A 17,726-nucleotide genomic window follows, 5' to 3' on the forward strand; every position below is an offset into this window, starting at 1 on the left:
CAAAAAAAAACTGAATATGTCAATGCAATTGTTTGAAGAGAGAAAAAAACGAATTACGGAGGAGCACGAGGCATTATTGTCAAGACAAAACAAGGAGCTTTTTAGCACGAATGGCATCTACAGCCGATACAAATATCCGATATTAACACGCGATCATGTGCCACTTAACTGGCGTTTCGATTACAACCAGGAAACCAATCCTCGCTTCATGGAACGAATTGGATTCAACGCCACCATGAATGCCGGCGCAATAAAGTGGAAAGACAAGTATCTTTTGGTAGTGCGAACTGAAGGAAACGACCGAAAATCGTTTTTTGCGATCGCTGAAAGCCCCAATGGGGTGGATAACTTTCGCTTTTGGGATCGACCAATCACACTTCCGGAAACTGATGAGCCCGACACAAATGTTTACGATATGCGCCTAACACAACACGACGATGGCTACATTTATGGTGTGTTTTGTACCGAACGAAAAGACCCTAATGCGCCAAGTGGCGACACGAGTAGTGCTGTTGCTGCAGCAGGAATTGCCCGGACTAAAGATTTGGTCAACTGGGAACGCTTGCCGGATTTGAAAAGCCATGCCGGACAACAACGAAATGTTGTTTTGTTTCCACATCTTATTGATAAAAAATACGCCTTTTACACACGCCCACAAGATGGATTTATTGACACGGGCAGCGGTGGAGGAATTGGCTTTGGCTTATCAGACACCATTGAGAATGCCGAAATAATAAACGAAATAATTGTCGATGCCAAAACATATCATACCATTTACGAGGTAAAAAATGGCTTGGGCCCAGCTCCAATTCGAACCCCAAAAGGGTGGTTGCAATTGGCTCATGGTGTGCGCAATACGGCAGCAGGACTCCGATACACCTTGTACGTGTTCATGACCGACTTGGAGCGTCCGTGGGAGGTGACCTATAAGCCGGCCGGGTATTTTCTTGCTCCAATAAAAAAAGAACGGGTTGGAGATGTTTCCAATGTGCTGTTCTCCAATGGCTGGATTATGGATGAAGATGGTAAAGTATTTATCTATTACGCATCGTCTGACACCAGGATGCATGTGGCCACCTCAACGCTTGATCAGTTAATCGACTATTGTGTAAATTCGCCACAAGATGAATTACGATCAGCAATATCAGTAAACCGTATTAATCACTTGATAGACCAAAATAAATGTCTCAAGGAACAACAAAGCGATCTGACATTATAACTCTAAAAAAAGAACTGGAGGCTGAACTGCGCGCCATTTTATCGTACTGGATTGACCATACACAAGATAAAGACAAAGGCGGTTTCGTTGGCGCTCGCGATCATTACAATCGACTGGTTCCCGGAGCGGAAAAAGGAGCCGTATTGAATGCCCGCATCCTATGGACATTTTCCGCAGCCTATAATTTCACCCAAAATCCAGGCTATTTAAATATCGCAAACCGTGCTTACCATTATTTGGTCGACCGGTTTATCGACCCAATTAATGGCGGACTTTACTGGTCGTTAAACGAAGATGGCAAAGTCGCCAATTCCCGAAAGCAAATTTACGCCCAGGGATTTGGCATCTATGGCTTTTCAGAATATTATAAAGCGACCCAAAATAAGGAAGCGTTGCAGCATGCCACCGGTTTATTTGAATTGATCGAGAAACACAGCTACGACCATGATCACGGAGGATACATCGAAGCACTTTCGGAAAATTGGAGCCCACTGGAGGATATGCGACTAAGTTCCAAAGACGCCAATGAACCCAAATCGATGAACACGCATTTGCATATTTTAGAACCTTACACCAATCTTTATCGGGTATGGCCAGACGAGCAACTGAAAAAGAAGATGGACGATTTAATACGGGTTTTTATCAATCACATCATCAACAAAAAAACAAGCCACTTTCAACTATTCTTCGACTACGACTGGACTGTTCGCTCCGGTATCATTTCGTTTGGGCACGATATTGAAGGCGCTTGGCTACTGGCCGAAGCAGCCTACGAACTGGCTGATGACAAACTAATTGCCGAGGTTGAAGACATAAGCTTAAAAATGGTCGACGCCGTGCTTGCTGAAGGAATGGCAAATGACGGCTCAGTCTGCTACGAGCAGGAAAACAAACACTTAGACACCGACAAACATTGGTGGCCGCAGGCCGAAGCAATGGTTGGCTTGGTATATGCCTGGAAGATTTCAGGTGATAAGAATTATCTTGAAATGATGAACAAGACCTGGCATTTTATTCAAACCCACCTCATCGACAACAAAAATGGCGAATGGTTTTGGAGTGTTGACAATAATGGCGTTCCAACAACGAACAACGACAAAGCAGGATTCTGGAAATGCCCATACCACAATAGTCGGGCATTAATCGAAGTCATCAAAAACTTAAATTAGACCAAACGAATCCCCTACAATAAACCAAATGGAATACAAACTCAAACTGAAAGAAAAAATTGGCTACGGACTTGGCGATGCCGCATCATCCATGTTCTGGAAGCTCTTCTCAATGTATTTGTTGTTTTTTTATACCGATGTGTTTGGCATACCGGCAGCAGCGGCTGGAACCATGTTCTTGCTTACGCGAATCTGGGATGCCACCAACGATCCCATCATGGGAATCATTGCTGACCGCACGAAAAGTCGATGGGGAAAATTCAGGCCTTACTTACTTTGGATGGCATTACCATTTGGAATTATTGGCGTATTGTTATTTACAACACCCGATCTGGGAATGACCGGGAAAATTGTATACGCTTACGTCACCTACACCTTGATGATGATGGTTTACACCAGCATAAACGTGCCTTACGCAGCACTGATGGGCGTTATGACACCCGATTCGAAACAACGCACCACCCTCTCCTCGTTTCGAATGGTTTTTGCCTTTGGTGGAAGCATCCTGGTATTGGCTACATTTCAGCCATTGTTTGACACATTCGGTTCAAAAGCTGTTGGTCAGTTCCCTGAAGCTAAAATCGTGGAGACTTCAACTCCACTTCAGTCTGAAAAAATATTGTTATTCGATAATAGTTTGACAGCTCAAACCGAAGTAACAGATTCATTATTGGTTCTTAGCGCAAAAATAAAAACAAGCAGCAGCGATGCACTTAAATTCGGAATTTATTCTGCCCAAACTAACGAATATGCATTAGCGAATATCCCCTCGTCTATCGATACCCTTGGACTCAGACGTGACGGGACATGGAGTACCGTAAAAATAAAACTCACGGATTTGGTTCCGTCGGCAAACTGGCTTCAAGCTCCGGAAAAGCTACAGTTAGCTATTGTAACAGCTAATCCAGGTTCATTCGAATTTAAAAAACTGGAGATCAACGAAATTGATTTTAAATCGGGAACAAAAAAAGCAGTCATGGTTATTGCTGTAGTAGCCGTTTTATTTTTCTTCCTAACATTTTCATGGACCAAAGAACGGGTGAAACCCGTACAAGAAACAAAATCAACCGTTAAAGATGATTTTAAAGACTTACTTAAAAACGGACCTTGGTTTATCCTTTTAGGAGCAGGGGTATCGGCACTTATCTTTAATTCGATCAGAGATGGAGCAGCCATTTATTACTTCCGCTATTTCATTCAAAATGAAGATGCTATTGATATGACACTTTTAGGGATGTCGCTGCCAATCGCATACAGTACCATTTTTCTTGTACTAGGTCAGGCAGCAAACATTATTGGGGTTGTCCTTGCAAGGCCGATATCCGATCGACTTGGAAAACGTCATACGTTTTTGTTTGCCATGCTTTTAGCCGCTGTTCTGAGCTTCATTTTCTACTTATTCGACCGGAGTGCAATTATGATGATCTTCACTTTTCAATTTCTGATCAGCATTTGTGCAGGAATTATCTTTCCGCTACTTTGGTCGATGTATGCTGATATTGCCGATTATTCCGAGTGGAAAACCGGACGTCGTGCCACAGGCCTTATTTTCTCGTCATCATCCATGTCGCAAAAGTTTGGATGGACTCTTGGTGGTGCTGTCACCGGTTGGTTACTGGCAATCTATGGTTTTAAAGCAGATGCTGTGCAATCCGCAGAAACACAAAATGCCATCCGGCTCATGCTAAGCGTATTTCCCGCCATTGGGGCACTGCTATCGGTAGTGTTTGTATACACCTATAAATTGAGCGATGCCTACATGACCCAGATCAACGATGAATTGAATATTCAACGCAATAAAACCAACAAATAATCATCTAATCATGAGAAAATTATCGATACTGCTTTCCATTTTCGTGTTCATCTTAGGATCATGTAGCCAACCAAAGACATCTGATCCGTTTGTGAAGCGACAGGGACACCAACTAACGGTGAATGATGACCCTTATTATTTTGTAGGTACCAACTATTGGTATGGCGCCATCCTGGCTTCAACCGGCCAAGGAGGCGACAGGGCCAGGCTCATAAAAGAGCTGGACATGATGAAACAGCACGGGATTACCAACCTTCGGATATTGGCAGGTGCAGAAGGGCCAAACAATGAGCCCTATCGTGTAACTCCTGCCTTGCAATTATCGCCCGGAATTTACAATGACACGCTTTTGGATGGACTCGACTTTTTAATGGTCGAACTGGGGAAACGAAAAATGTACGCAGTTCTTTTCCTGAACAACAGTTGGGAATGGTCAGGTGGCTTTTCGCAATACCTCAACTGGAGCGGCTACGGCGACATTCCATATCCTCAAATTGCCCCGCATACCTGGCCTGAGTTCATGAGCTTTTCAGGACAATTCATCAATTGCGAACCTTGCCAGGAAAAATTTCAAAACCACATCCGTTTTTTGTTGTCTCGCACCAACCAATACAATGGGAAAAAATATGTGGACGATCCAGCCATCATGACCTGGGAAATAGCCAACGAACCCCGTGCTTTCTCCGATGCAAACAAGTCCCGCTTTGCCGAATGGATACGGGAAACTGCTGCCTTCATTAAATCGATTGATCCCAATCATCTGGTCACTACTGGATCAGAGGGACAGTGGGGTTGTGAAGGAGACATGGAACTTTTCCGAAAAATACACGATGATCCGAACATCGATTACCTCACCATGCATACCTGGCCAAAAAACTGGAACTGGCTCGATTCTGATCACATTGCCGAAACCGTTGATACTTCCATTGTTCTCACAAAAAAATACATGACTGATCATATCGAGGTGGCCCGCCAACTTAACAAACCAATTGTGCTCGAAGAATTTGGATTGCCCAGAGACCACCATACTTTTGGTCCTGACGATACGACGACAGCTCGGGACAAATATTACGGAGCTGCTTTCAAGTTGGTTGAAAAGAGCGAGCAGAATGGAGATGTTTTGGCCGGAAGCAATTTCTGGGCATTTGCAGGATTGGGGCGCCATAGCGGCGATGATCCTTACTGGAAACTGGGTGATGACTTAATGGGCGACCCACCCCAGGAGCCGCAAGGTCTAAACTCAGTCTACGATATCGATTCTACAATGGATTTAATAAAAGAGCATGCCAACAAATTGGGGAACTAATTTACTTGACGAATTTGACTCGAAGTTTGAGAAATTGATTGACGAAAATCCATAGGCATCCGTTCATTCAAATGAAATACTTCCTATTTGGTAAGAAAATTTATAACTATCAGACAAACTGACCGTAGAGGAAGGAAAAATTAAGGTGAGAATGATTCCACGCGATGTACATAGAGCGGGTTCCATGTTTAGTGTGCGAACAGTGAAGCGATAATTCTCTAGCAAATCAATCTGATTTTCAAGGGCAAGGATGTCAGGGAAGCCAGGCATCCTTGTTTCATTTATTTTTAACGAGTTTAAATTACTTCCCGATTCAGATTTATTCAGGTAAGAACGAATAAAAATGAGTAAATTACGCAACTAATTATTGCACACGATATGAAATTCAAAATCAAACATTATTCCAACCTTTATCACAACTTTGGTAAAGGTTTGTACGAATGCTGGATCAATTGATTTTTTTCCCCCGCATCACTTCTGGTGCAACTCCTTTTCATTTATCTTTTCTTATTCTGTTTCACTAAAAATACAATTCCCATGGATGGGATGATCTTTGACATTAAACGCTTTGCAATCCATGATGGACCCGGCATCCGGACAACGATCTTCCTAAAAGGATGTCCATTAAAATGCCAATGGTGCCACAATCCGGAAAGTATTGACAAAAATCCGATTTGTATTGAAAAAACTGTGCAACTCAATGGCCACAAATTCACCGAAAAGGAGACCATTGGCTATCAAATAAGTTCTGAAGAATTGATGGATGAACTTCTTAAAGAGCAGGTTTTCATGCAAGAATCCGGAGGTGGCGTAACCTTCTCGGGAGGGGAACCATTATTGCAGTACGATTTTTTGGCCGAAATGCTACAAACATGTCAAGCCTCTGGAATTCACACAACTCTGGATACCTCCTTGTTTGCCAACTGGTCGGTCATTGAAAAAATCGCCGGGCACACCAATCTGTTTTTGGTCGATCTGAAAATAATGGATGACCAGCAACACCAACTTTACACAGGGGTTTCCAATAAAACAATACTGGAAAACATTCAACGATTGACTAGAAATGGGAGTCTGATAACCATCCGAATCCCAATGATTCCGGGAGTTAGTACCACCCCGGAAAATGTAAATGAAAGTATTGAATTCCTGAAAACTCTGAAACATCCATTCGGTCGAATAGACTTGTTGCCTTTTCACAATACGGCAAAGGAAAAATACAAGCGCTTTCATATGGAAAACCACTTCATTAAAGAACATTCATTAAAAAAGGAAGAACTGGCAACGATTAAAAAACAATTTGAAAACGCTGGTTTCACAGTTCAACTAGGAGGTTAACCATTTTGTAATCGACATGGACCAAAACAAAGAAATTATGACACCAAGAATAAAAAAACTACGAGAACAAAGCCTGAACGCCGTCAATAAAATATCAGCCGAGCGGGCTTTACTAATTACCGAGTTTTATAAAAGTCACCAATCATTAGGCAACTCGATTCCTGTTCAGCGAGCAAAAGCTTTTCGCTATATCATGCAGAACAAATCCATCTGTATTAACGATGGAGAATTGATTGTAGGAGAAAGAGGACCTGCTCCAAAAGCAACTCCCACCTACCCCGAAATTACAGTGCATTCGTTGCAAGATTTAGACATTCTGAACACACGAGAAAAAGTCTGGTTCCGGGTTGACAAGGAAACCCGCGATGCCTACGAAAATATTATCATTCCTTTCTGGGAAGGACACTCAAACCGCGACCGAGTTATGAACCGGATGAAACAATCCTGGATGGATGCCTACAACGCAGGGATTTTCACTGAATTTATGGAGCAAAGAGCTCCGGGACATACTGTTGCCGGCAATAAAATTTATACGAAAGGTATGCTCGATATTATTCTTGATATTAAAGAAAGTCTGATCAAGCTGGATTTTATTAATGATCCGAAAGCCTACGATAAGCAAGAAGAATTAAATGCCATGCAAATGGCTGCCGAAACCATCATCCTTTTTGCCAGCCGCCATGCTCAAAAGTTGGAAGAACTGGCAAAAGAAGAAAAAGAAGAGGTTCGAAAAATCGAACTTGAAACCATGGCTAAGATTTGTCAGAACGTGCCTGCCAATGCGCCACAAACATTCCACGAAGCATTGCAGTATTACTGTTTTGTGCACCTTGGAGTTGTAACTGAGCTGAACCCCTGGGATTCTTTTAACCCGGGACGTTTGGATCAGCACCTTTATCCATTTTACAAAAAAGAACTGGCCGAAGGAACATTGACAAAAGATAAAGCAACAGAATTACTACAATCATTTTGGGTGAAATTCAACAATCACCCTGCCCCACCAAAAGTCGGAATTACAGCTTTGGAAAGCAATACTTACACCGACTTCGCCCTGATAAATTTAGGAGGGGTAAAACCGGACGGATCGGATGCCGTGAATGAGATGTCGTACATTATTCTGGATGTGATTGAAGAGATGCGGCTGCTTCAGCCAAGTTCCATGGTTCAGCTAAGTAAAAAGAACCCGGAAAGCTTTATCAACCGAGCAATAAAAATTGTAAAAACAGGATTTGGACAGCCTTCCATTTTCAACACCGATGCCATTATTCAAGAACTAACAAACCAGGGGAAAAGTTTGATTGACGCCCGAAACGGTGGAGCCAGTGGCTGTGTGGAAAGTGGCGCTTTTGGTACCGAGAGTTACTTATTAACCGGTTATTTCAACCTGCCCAAAATACTGGAAGTTACTTTACACAATGGATTCGATCAGCGAACCCAAAAGCAAATCGGACTTCAAACAGGTGATCCAAAATCGTTTAAAACCATGCAAGACCTTATGGTAGCCTTCGAAAAGCAGGTTCAACATTTTGTGAATATCAAAGTTGAAGGCAGCAACATCATCGAGAAAACGTTTATGAGCCATATTCCCACGCCATTTTTATCAATAATTATTGATGACTGCGTGGCAAGTGGAACCGACTATATCAATGGAGGTGCACGCTACAACACCAACTACATTCAGGGTGTGGGAATGGGAACAATCACCGACTCGCTAACAGCCCTCAAGCAACATGTTTTTGAAGAAAAAAGCATTGGCATGGATGAATTCATGAAAGCGCTGGAAAACAATTTTGAAGGCGCCGAGGATCTGCACTACAAACTGGTTTATAAAACTCCCAAATATGGCAACGATGATGACCGGGCTGACGACCAGTTAAAAGACGTTTTCGAACTCTATTACAATGCAGTGAATGGGCATAAAAGCCCTCGTGGTGCTGCCTATCGCATCAACCTGCTGCCTACAACCTGTCATGTTTACTTCGGAAGTGTGATGCAGGCAAGTGCCGATGGTCGTATGGCAAAAACACCCGTATCGGAAGGTATTTCGCCGGTACAGGGAGCCGATCGAAAAGGGCCAACATCGGTGGCTAAATCAGCGGCTAAGATTGATCATCTGAGAACTGGAGGAACGTTGCTCAACCAAAAGTTTACCCCTTCATTTTTCGAAGATGAAACGTCCATCTCAAAAGTGTCCAGCTTAGTTCGCAGTTACTTCAAGATGGATGGTCACCATATTCAGTTTAACGTGGTGAATGCCGACACGCTGCGTGATGCACAAAAACATCCGGAGCATTACAAAGACCTGATTGTTCGCGTAGCCGGATATAGCGATTATTTTAATGATTTGGGTGAAGATTTGCAAAACGAAATCATCAACCGAACTGAACACGATAACTTGTAAACTTTTGCCCCAAATATAACGATCACTTGGAGAAAGTGACATATTCATTGCGTTTTGAGAAAGGCTATCTGCGGTAAATCGCGACTACGTTCTCTTTTGCAGAACAATTTCCTGCAAGCGGTACATTTCATCTCGCAAGCGGGCAGCCTCAATAAAGTCGAGCTCTTTGGAAGCTTTTTGCATTTCCTTTTTCGTTTTCGCAATGGCTTTTTCCAGCCCGTCAATGCTCATGTATTGAACAACCGGATCAGCGGCGATGTCAGGATGACCAGCCCCTCCGGTGTATGCTTTCTGCTTGTCATCGCGATACTCGTAACCAATAATTTCACGCGTTGGTTTTACGATAGCTGTAGGTGTAATGCCATTTTCTTCGTTGTACTTCAGCTGTTTTTCGCGACGATAATTGGTGGAGTCAATCGTTTTTTGCATCGATTGGGTAATCTTATCAGCATACATAATCACCATCCCATTGAGGTTTCGCGCCGCACGTCCTGCTGTTTGTGTCAATGAACGCTCGGAGCGCAAAAAACCTTCCTTATCGGCATCGATAATGGCAACCAACGATACTTCGGGCAAATCTAATCCTTCACGAAGCAGATTGATTCCGACCAGCACATCAAAACCGCCTTTGCGCAGTTCCTCCATAATTTCGATGCGCTCCATTGTATCGATATCCGAGTGAATGTAACGAGTTTTGATTCCCATATTCACCAGGTATTTACTCAACTCTTCCGACATTCGTTTGGTAAGCGTTGTCACCAAAATCCGCTCATTCTTTTTAATCCGGAGATGGATCTCATGAATCAGGTCATCAATCTGGTTGCCCGAAGGACGCACTTCAATAACCGGATCGAGCAATCCGGTTGGCCGAATAATTTGCTCTACAATTACACCTTCCGATTTTTCCAATTCATAATCTGCGGGTGTTGCACTAACGTACATAGTCTGATTCACCAGATCTTCAAACTCCTCAAATTTCAATGGTCGGTTATCGATCGCCGCCGGAAGCCGGAAACCATAATCGACCAGGTTTATTTTTCGGGAATGGTCGCCACCATACATGGCCCGAATTTGAGGAATGGTAACATGGCTTTCATCCAAAATGGTCAAGAAATCATCCGGGAAATAATCCAACAAGCAGAAGGGGCGGGTACCGGGATCACGCCCGTCAAAATAGCGGGAGTAGTTTTCAACTCCGGGACAATAGCCCAATTCACGCATCATTTCCATGTCGTATTCCACCCGCTCCAGGATTCGTTTGGCTTCGAGTGGCTTGCCTATTTCTTTGAAAAAATCGACGTGCTTCACCAAGTCATCCTGAATTTGATGGATGGCCGATTTCATGCGCTCTTTGGTAGTTACAAATATGTTAGCCGGATAAATAATAGCCGTTTCCATCGACTCGATAGTCGTGCCTTCAACCGGATCAAAACTGTAAATCTCTTCAATTTCGTCGCCCCAAAAAACAACCCGAACAGCTTTATCGTCATAAGCTAAAAAGATGTCGATCGTGTCACCTTTCACCCTGAAATTACCGCGCGTAAAATCAACTTCATTTCGCGAATAAAGTGCATCAACCAATTTATGTAAAAACTGATTCCGGTTTAACGTTTCACCAACACTTACACTTGTCACATTAGCATGAAAATCCTCCGGATTTCCGATACCATACAAACACGAAACCGATGAAACGACCACCACATCGCGCCTGCCCGAAAGCAACGCAGACGTTGTACTCAGTCGTAATTTTTCAATGTCAGCATTAATAGAAAGATCTTTTTCAATGTAGGTATCAGTAGTGGGCAAATAAGCTTCGGGTTGGTAATAATCGTAATACGACACAAAGTACTCTACCGCGTTTTCCGGGAAGAAAGCTTTCATCTCGCTGTAAAGCTGAGCTGCCAGGGTTTTGTTATGACTCAAAATCAAGGTTGGGCGTTGCACCTCCTCAATTACCTTTGCCATTGTAAAGGTTTTTCCCGACCCCGTTACCCCAAGCAGTGTTTGGTTCCGCTCTCCTTGCCGAATTCCTTCAGAAAGTTGACGAATTGCTCCGGGCTGGTCTCCAGTTGGCTGATAAGGTGATACTACTTTAAGGTCCATTTAGCTGCTTCTCTATTTTCTTCGTTCAGGACAATAATTCCTGCTTCATTATTTGTTCCAATTCAATTGCAAATACACCGGAAAGTGGTCGGAGATTCCGCCATAGTAATTGGGTCCGCCATAAGTTCTGTTGGGCGACATTTGTCCCGCGTTGTTGCGATATTCCATCCACGGCTGGTGAAAAACCTGCCCGAGTTGATCGTTGGCAACAAATCCTTCGCCATGTAAAACAGAAGCGGAAACCACGATATTGTCAATCATATTCCAATCTCCACGATAGTTATAACTACCCAGGTTTTGTTCGTCCAGCGGAATCATCAAATTATAGAGATCGGCTTTAGAGTCGGGCGTTTGGGCATCTAATATTTCAGCTAAACTTTTATTATCCGGTTCGTCATTCATATCGCCGATGATGATAATTTTTGCCTTCGCATTATCTTCTAAAATTTCGTCTACCTTGTTTTTTAAGGTTTGAGCCGCAACAATCCGGTTCGGTTGCGATTTTTCCAATCCACCCCAACGCGATGGCCAATGATTGACAAACACATGCACTTTGTCTTTCCCCAGCTTGCCAAACACATAAAGGATATCACGAGTCTCAAAACCCGGATTGACCAGAATGGCTTCTTTTTCCAATACTTTAAATTCTCCTTTTCGGTAAAGTAAGCCAACATCAATTCCGCGTTTATCAGGACTGTCGATATGCACAATCTGGTAATTTCCACCTGCCAACGGCTCCTCTTCAACCAAATCATTTAGCACAGTTTGGTTCTCAATTTCACAAACGCCAATCAATTCCGGAAGTTCTTCTGTGTTTATGGCTGCTATAACCTGAGCAATATCCTGTAGCTTTTTCTCGTAGCGTTCCGAGTTCCAATGTCTGTCAGCTTCCGGTAAAAACTCTTCATCATCAATAGCCGGATCGTCAATCGTATCGAAGAGGTTTTCAAGGTTGTAAAAAACAATTGTTGCTTTCTTCTTTAACGGATCCCTTTGGCAGGAAACCAGAAAAACAACCAACAATGAAAAAAAGAAAATTCTTGACCTCATAGCCTTATTCTTGTCCGATGGTTACCTGATAATAATCTCTAACATCAATCACATGCATGCCGCCCGCCTTCGCAGCTTCAATTCCCAACACACCATCTTCAAAAACCAGACAGTCCTTTGGATCAACACCAATCAGCTCAGCACATTTCAAAAAAGTTTCCGGATGTGGTTTATGCTTCGTCACATCATCTGCCGAAACCAGATGTTCAATATATTTGTCAACGCCTACAATGCGCATCGCCTTTTTTGAGATTTCTCGTCCGCCACCAGTTCCAACAGCCATTGGCAGCTTGCCGTAATATTCTCGAATAAGGTCGACAACCGGCTCTACAGGCTGTGCCTTGTCCATATTATCTTCGTATTCCTTTTCTTTGGAATCGCCCATTTCTTTTGAATCAATATTCTTATTGAAAAGCTCATTCAATTTTTTTACCGTTCCATACAATGGAATACCTGCCAATTGCTCGAACAATTCGGTCGTAAAATCAATGCCATAACGGGCGGCTGCATTTTTCCAGGCAATATAATGAATGGGCATCGTGTCAGCAATTGTGCCGTCCAAATCAAAAATCAGACCTTTTATGTTTGTGGGTACTGTAAGTTTCTTTGTCATTGTATTCAACTAATTTTTTCTGTTTATAAGCTAACAAATGTAACCAAATAGAATAAATCAAGTTCATTTTTTTCTTTACCAAAAAATTAACACTTTTGACTAAATTTTAAATAATGGATCGACAAGCATTCCTTACGCTGACCTCAACCTCACAATGGATTTTATTTTTAGGTATTGGCTTGATCATTTACTCGTGGACTAAAAAGAAGCAATTATTTCAGCAATTGGGTCAAGGTACATTTGTTGTGTTAGCTCTGTTTGCGTTGTGGGTTATTTTGGGTGATCAAATTACGGTTCCCGAAATAACCAACGGACAAGAACCACCTGTTGAAGCTAAAGCCTTAACTTATTTTTCGGGGCTGGTTATCGCCGGTGTAATTGCCATTGTGGGGTTCGTGTTAGGATTGAAAAAATCCAGCTGGGCAAAATTTCCAAATTTGTTTTTGGTTGGTGGCGGCTTAGCTTTATTTTTTATGGTTTATGAGTTGCAACGACTTTGACTCTTCACAATTTAACTTATCGTCCCTTCGTTATCTTCCGAGCCGAATTAATACAAGCGTTTTCTATGTTGCTTTTGTAAATAGGTAGCTTTTAACACCTCTAATATTTTCAGAAAAGATTCGCTATATATGAAGATTCGTTTATCAAACATCTGTCAACTCCTAATGCTGGTCTTCTTACCACCTAAATTTCTCGAGAATTCGGGAGTAAGCCATTTCTTTTTGTAGTTCAATTTCTGAGCGCCATCGTCGATCGCTTTGTTATTGACATCTATCGCAGGAAACTCCAAAATAACTTCCGTTCCTGCATTCAATCGACTATTTATTTTAATGAAGCCCCTGTTCTTCCTAACAAAATCGTGACATACAACCAAACCAAAACCCGACCCGACTTCACCATTAGTTCCAAGCGATGAATTGCTCTTCTCAAAAGTGAAGATCTCTTTCAGTTTATCTGGCGGGATACCCACTCCACTATCCTTAATCAGTAACCGAACCTTATCGTTCTGATTTTCCGTTTTAATTTCAATTCGACCATGTTCTGGAGTATATTTCAAGGCATTTGAAAACAAATTGCGAACAACGGTTTCAATCATCTTTCTATCTCCATTGATTGGTGCTGTTATCCCTTGGTCATAATCTACATCAATTGATTTAAATCTGGCCAAACTCACAAAATGATCGATATGCTCTTCAACCAAACGAGTCAGTTTTATTGGCTCTAAATCCCCTTGAAATGTATTATTCGAACCTGACGACCATTCCAATAAATTTTGGAGCAGATGAAAAGTAGATTCACTTAGTTTTTCCAATTCGGCTAGATAGTGATTTCTTTCCTTCTCAAGAATATCCGGCGCATTGTTCAGCAAGTTCAGAAAGCCGCTCATCGTCCCAACCGAACCACGCAAATCGTGGGCAATTATTTTAAGGAATTTGTTTTTAGAGACCAGTTGTCTTTCAAGCTGCCTTTGCAGTTGAAGATTAACTGCTGACATAAAACCGAAAGTCAAAACAGTCATCAAAAAGCCGGAAATTGCCACACGGATTAATGCAAATTCGTCAATATTAGAAGGATCAAAATTTGGAGTAGTTAACATTGATGCAATACTGAGAACCAATATGATCAAAAAAATAAAAAACGCTACCGCATTAATCCGAAATAAATTTCGGAGATGATTTTGTTCATCATTCAACACTAACATCTCATAAATAGCTATCATACAATAGATTATTAGTATGGTTGCATATACAATTGAACGAATGGAGTGTGATGGAATGAACTGATAAAATACGATGGACTGAATGAGGTGTATTGCTGGAAATCCAACTATAAGCCAGGTCCTGATTTTCTTTCCTTTGAACAGCCATATACCTGCTAAATAAAGATAAAGCCCAGTTGCAGTAAAAATTGTTGGAATAACAATTGTCCAAAAACTACCGAAAGGTGGCACAAGCTTAAAAAGCAATCCACCCCCAATCATCAAACTTCCGGTAGCCCAATACCGAATGCCTTTAATCCCAAATGTACTTCGATAAAGCAACAACATATAAAGTCCCATCAAGAGACTAATACCAGAAGTAACAACTGTTAAGACCTGATAGACAACTTCCCACATAAATAGTTTTATTAATTAAGCTACAACTCACAAAACAGCTTAATTAACCACAAATCAAGAATTAAGTTTTGGAGAATTTACTTCTGGCTAAAAGTAACGATTCAAAATTTAAGGACACCATTCTTAGTCGATCAAATATTGTGTCACAAAAGAGCTAATTTTCAACTCTGTTCTCATTGCTTTGCTTCCGAATCAATTCAAAAAAAAACAACCTACCTGATTGATATGCAATTTTGTTGTACAAACACAGAATATGGCAGCAAAAAGGAAACAGACTATCGAGATTTTACACCCTTCAACCTTTTCACCTAAAAAGCTACTTTATAATTGGTTGCTTGACTATTCAGGATTAGCCTCACCACATGTATTCCTTTTTTATTTAATTGAACGTGGCTAATCTCATCTGTCAACACAGCCTGATAAACGGTTCTTCCGCTCAGATCGTAGACCACTGCAGTGGTGTTTGGTACTGCCCGAATTACAAGTTCATGATCACTAACCCAAACCGCTTGATCTAATTTTTGAGTCGTATTAGTCGCAGTGGCATCACCCGAAATAACACCAACTCCACTATATGCTTTTACTACCTCAGGCACATCTTCAGTAGCCGTCAATACATCATCGTAAGAGTATAAGTCCGACGGAGTAAAGTTGCATTCCCTCACAAACTCCTCGGAGCTACTCAAAGGCTCCGATTTTGCACCGTCGACATTCGTAACTCCATCAGGTAGTCGACTACAATTTTTAAAGATATTGTCGATCAATTTCCCCTGACCATTTTCTGAAAGCTTGCCAAATACCGGTTTCTTCGAATCCTTAAAGTAGTTGCGTTCAATGTAACAGTTTGTATTGATGCGGAGATTTAAACCATCACCTTCACAATTCTCCATAAAATTGTTGAAATAGTGGTGTTGCCCAAATCGAAGAAGAGGCAAACGCGAACCAAAGACCTGGTAGAAATAGTTGTGGTGAAATGTAATGGTTCGGTTATAATCGTCACTGCTGCCTTTACCCGAAAGTAATGCTTTAGAATGATCGTGAAAATAGCACCAGGAAATGGTGAGATTCTGCACATTGTTTTTATTGTCGACCAAACCATCGTAGCGGTCTTTATTATCGATGTTTTCGTTGTAAAATTCACAATGGTCAATCCAAATATGCTGGCTGATGCGTTCGGCTTCCGGAACACTCTCAGCATCGGCCTGTATACCAACACAATCCGGATCGCCAATTGTAGTTGTCCCATCCGTATCTAAAATCTTATATTCCCCATCGTGGGTAGCAGGAACGTTTTTCATGGTAAATTTGATATTTCGGATGATGATATTAGACTGGCATTGAATAACAAGTCCAATTCGATTTAAAAAGCCTTGGTCACCAACACCAAGAAGCGTTTTGTTTGATCCAACTTTGAAGATCGCGCCAAAGGTAGTTTCTATAGCTCCGGCAACTTCGTTGGTAACAATGCTCCCGTCTTCATCCACCCACGTTTGAACACCGGTATTAAATTCCTTTTCAATCCGAATAATATACGGTGTTGATGGATCTTCAACGTACTGCTTCAATTCTACAAATGTTTCCGGAGTAACAGTCTGTCCGGCCGCTCCTCCTGTAGTTCCTCCATCCAGCGTGGCAAAACCAACCATTCTGAAATCAGGGGTTTGAGCTTGACTTTCTATTGATAAAAGACATGCACACAAGAAAACAAACAACTTAATTGGGTGAAATTTCATGACAATACGTTCTAACATTAGTTTTACTAAATTACTAAACATATTTGTCAGGACAATCACTAGTTCACCAATTTGAATGTCGATTTATTATTATCTGTTTAGCCCTTGAAAACATTCAATATCTGTAGAAGAGAGCTCTCTTCTAGTGAACGTATCCTTCTACACTAAAACAACCTCGAGCAGCTAAAAAATCTGGAAAATAATGAACGCGTAAATTGCAAAACGCCCAAAACGAAACAGTGCCCATAGCAGATAACTGCGGAAATTAAATTTAATTAATCCGCACGCCACACTAACGATTGAATGCGGCAAGGGCAAAAGCGCTCCAATGACAATAAACAAAGCTCCCCACTTGCGCAAATTGACAATATGGCTTTTAATCTTTATTTCAATATAATCCTTAACAGTTGGAATCAGGAACAAACGATTTCCTGCAAAATACGATAAAACACCGCCTAAGTATGACAGGAACGATAACACAAACAGAAAAAGCCACGGTGATGCAGCCTTTGAAGCCCAGGCAATAAAAATTTCGGGAGGCAGCAAGCCCAAAAACGTTTCAGAAAGGAAAAAAACCAAAAATACTCTCCCTGCCGAATAAGTTTCCACCAGCTGGTTCAGCAACGCATCAAAGTCTAGCACAAAATAATCCAAACCAACGATCAGCAATACAAAAGCGGCAATGATAATCCCGCCCTTTACCGAGGTATTGCGTATAAATTCATAAAATCGGGAAATCCGGTAATAGCGATTTAACAATACTAACCGCTTCACGGTTACCTGATTTGGATTGACCTTTCTGTTGTTTAACTTCATGTTTGAATTGATATCTAAATTCGGACCGAACTTAATCCTGCGGGAACTTATC

General features: G+C 41.7%; 13 protein-coding genes. 7 read left to right on the forward strand and 6 right to left on the reverse strand.

All coding sequences use genetic code 11. The annotated features are described in order from the left end of the window. The first annotated feature begins 16 nt into the window (after nt 1-16). The 6 genes from GR929_RS09715 (at nt 17) to hypD (ending at nt 9,243) form a co-directional block, all read left to right on the forward strand. Entirely contained in the window at nt 17-1,219 is a 1,203-nt protein-coding gene (locus GR929_RS09715) for a glycoside hydrolase family 130 protein (protein WP_159519200.1), read from the forward strand. Beyond that, nucleotides 1,183-2,388, forward strand: a complete 1,206-nt coding sequence (locus GR929_RS09720; protein ID WP_159519202.1) for an AGE family epimerase/isomerase — start codon at nt 1,183-1,185, stop codon at nt 2,386-2,388. Before GR929_RS09715 ends, GR929_RS09720 begins: the two co-directional genes overlap by 37 nt. A gap of 28 nt (nt 2,389-2,416) precedes the next feature. Then, nucleotides 2,417-4,201, forward strand: a complete 1,785-nt coding sequence (locus tag GR929_RS09725; RefSeq protein WP_201300955.1) for an MFS transporter — start codon at nt 2,417-2,419, stop codon at nt 4,199-4,201. Nucleotides 4,202-4,211: 10 nt separating this feature from the next. Then, nucleotides 4,212-5,507, forward strand: coding sequence for a glycoside hydrolase 5 family protein (locus tag GR929_RS09730; protein ID WP_159519204.1), 1,296 nt, complete (start codon nt 4,212-4,214; stop codon nt 5,505-5,507). A gap of 537 nt (nt 5,508-6,044) precedes the next feature. Next, on the forward strand, nt 6,045-6,842 hold the full coding sequence (locus tag GR929_RS09735) for a glycyl-radical enzyme activating protein (protein ID WP_159519206.1): 798 nt from the start codon (nt 6,045-6,047) through the stop codon (nt 6,840-6,842). A 37-nt stretch (nt 6,843-6,879) separates the two neighbouring features. After that, a complete protein-coding gene (gene hypD / locus GR929_RS09740) occupies nt 6,880-9,243 on the forward strand; it encodes a trans-4-hydroxy-L-proline dehydratase (protein WP_159519207.1) in 2,364 nt (787 codons plus the stop codon). 84 nt (nt 9,244-9,327) lie between these two features. On the opposite strand, the gene uvrB is transcribed toward hypD, so the two are convergent. From uvrB to GR929_RS09755, 3 genes are read right to left on the reverse strand one after another with little or no spacing between them, the layout of a single operon-like run. Next, nucleotides 9,328-11,346: an excinuclease ABC subunit UvrB gene (gene uvrB, locus GR929_RS09745; protein WP_159519209.1), complete on the reverse strand. Its 2,019-nt coding sequence runs from the start codon at nt 11,344-11,346 to the stop codon at nt 9,328-9,330. 48 nt (nt 11,347-11,394) lie between these two features. After that, entirely contained in the window at nt 11,395-12,396 is a 1,002-nt protein-coding gene (locus GR929_RS09750; protein WP_159519211.1) for an endonuclease/exonuclease/phosphatase family protein, read from the reverse strand. A 4-nt stretch (nt 12,397-12,400) separates the two neighbouring features. Further along, nucleotides 12,401-13,009: an HAD family hydrolase gene (locus tag GR929_RS09755; protein WP_159519213.1), complete on the reverse strand. Its 609-nt coding sequence runs from the start codon at nt 13,007-13,009 to the stop codon at nt 12,401-12,403. Between the two features lie 113 nt (nt 13,010-13,122). On the opposite strand from GR929_RS09755, the gene GR929_RS09760 reads away from it, so the two are divergent. Continuing rightward, entirely contained in the window at nt 13,123-13,509 is a 387-nt protein-coding gene (locus GR929_RS09760; RefSeq protein ID WP_159519215.1) for a hypothetical protein, read from the forward strand. Nucleotides 13,510-13,664: 155 nt separating this feature from the next. On the opposite strand, the gene GR929_RS09765 is transcribed toward GR929_RS09760, so the two are convergent. The 3 genes from GR929_RS09765 to GR929_RS09775 form a co-directional block, all read right to left on the reverse strand. Further along, the gene (locus GR929_RS09765) at nt 13,665-15,125 is read right to left on the reverse strand and encodes a sensor histidine kinase (protein ID WP_159519217.1); all 1,461 of its coding nucleotides are present in this window, start codon (nt 15,123-15,125) and stop codon (nt 13,665-13,667) included. Between the two features lie 308 nt (nt 15,126-15,433). Then, nucleotides 15,434-16,858: a pectate lyase family protein gene (locus tag GR929_RS09770; RefSeq protein WP_159519219.1), complete on the reverse strand. Its 1,425-nt coding sequence runs from the start codon at nt 16,856-16,858 to the stop codon at nt 15,434-15,436. Between the two features lie 183 nt (nt 16,859-17,041). After that, complete coding sequence (locus GR929_RS09775) at nt 17,042-17,674, reverse strand: YqaA family protein (protein WP_159519221.1); 633 nt, start codon at nt 17,672-17,674, stop codon at nt 17,042-17,044. Between the last annotated feature and the right edge of the window lie 52 nt (nt 17,675-17,726).

Origin of the sequence: Sunxiuqinia indica (genome assembly GCF_009847015.1) — a bacterium.
GTDB lineage: Bacteria > Bacteroidota > Bacteroidia > Bacteroidales > Prolixibacteraceae > Sunxiuqinia > Sunxiuqinia indica.

Excerpts from the sequence above, each read along its gene's own strand:
- GR929_RS09715 (WP_159519200.1), top strand. The coding sequence starts at position 17 with ATGTCAATGCAATTGTTTGAAGAGAGAAAAAAACGAATTACGGAGGAG.
- GR929_RS09750 (WP_159519211.1), bottom strand. The coding sequence starts at position 12,396 with ATGAGGTCAAGAATTTTCTTTTTTTCATTGTTGGTTGTTTTTCTGGTT.
- GR929_RS09735 (WP_159519206.1), top strand. The coding sequence starts at position 6,045 with ATGGATGGGATGATCTTTGACATTAAACGCTTTGCAATCCATGATGGA.
- GR929_RS09775 (WP_159519221.1), bottom strand. The coding sequence starts at position 17,674 with ATGAAGTTAAACAACAGAAAGGTCAATCCAAATCAGGTAACCGTGAAG.
- uvrB (WP_159519209.1), bottom strand. The coding sequence starts at position 11,346 with ATGGACCTTAAAGTAGTATCACCTTATCAGCCAACTGGAGACCAGCCC.
- GR929_RS09730 (WP_159519204.1), top strand. The coding sequence starts at position 4,212 with ATGAGAAAATTATCGATACTGCTTTCCATTTTCGTGTTCATCTTAGGA.
- hypD (WP_159519207.1), top strand. The coding sequence starts at position 6,880 with ATGACACCAAGAATAAAAAAACTACGAGAACAAAGCCTGAACGCCGTC.
- GR929_RS09760 (WP_159519215.1), top strand. The coding sequence starts at position 13,123 with ATGGATCGACAAGCATTCCTTACGCTGACCTCAACCTCACAATGGATT.
- GR929_RS09765 (WP_159519217.1), bottom strand. The coding sequence starts at position 15,125 with ATGTGGGAAGTTGTCTATCAGGTCTTAACAGTTGTTACTTCTGGTATT.
- GR929_RS09770 (WP_159519219.1), bottom strand. The coding sequence starts at position 16,858 with ATGAAATTTCACCCAATTAAGTTGTTTGTTTTCTTGTGTGCATGTCTT.
- GR929_RS09720 (WP_159519202.1), top strand. The coding sequence starts at position 1,183 with ATGTCTCAAGGAACAACAAAGCGATCTGACATTATAACTCTAAAAAAA.
- GR929_RS09725 (WP_201300955.1), top strand. The coding sequence starts at position 2,417 with ATGGAATACAAACTCAAACTGAAAGAAAAAATTGGCTACGGACTTGGC.
- GR929_RS09755 (WP_159519213.1), bottom strand. The coding sequence starts at position 13,009 with ATGACAAAGAAACTTACAGTACCCACAAACATAAAAGGTCTGATTTTT.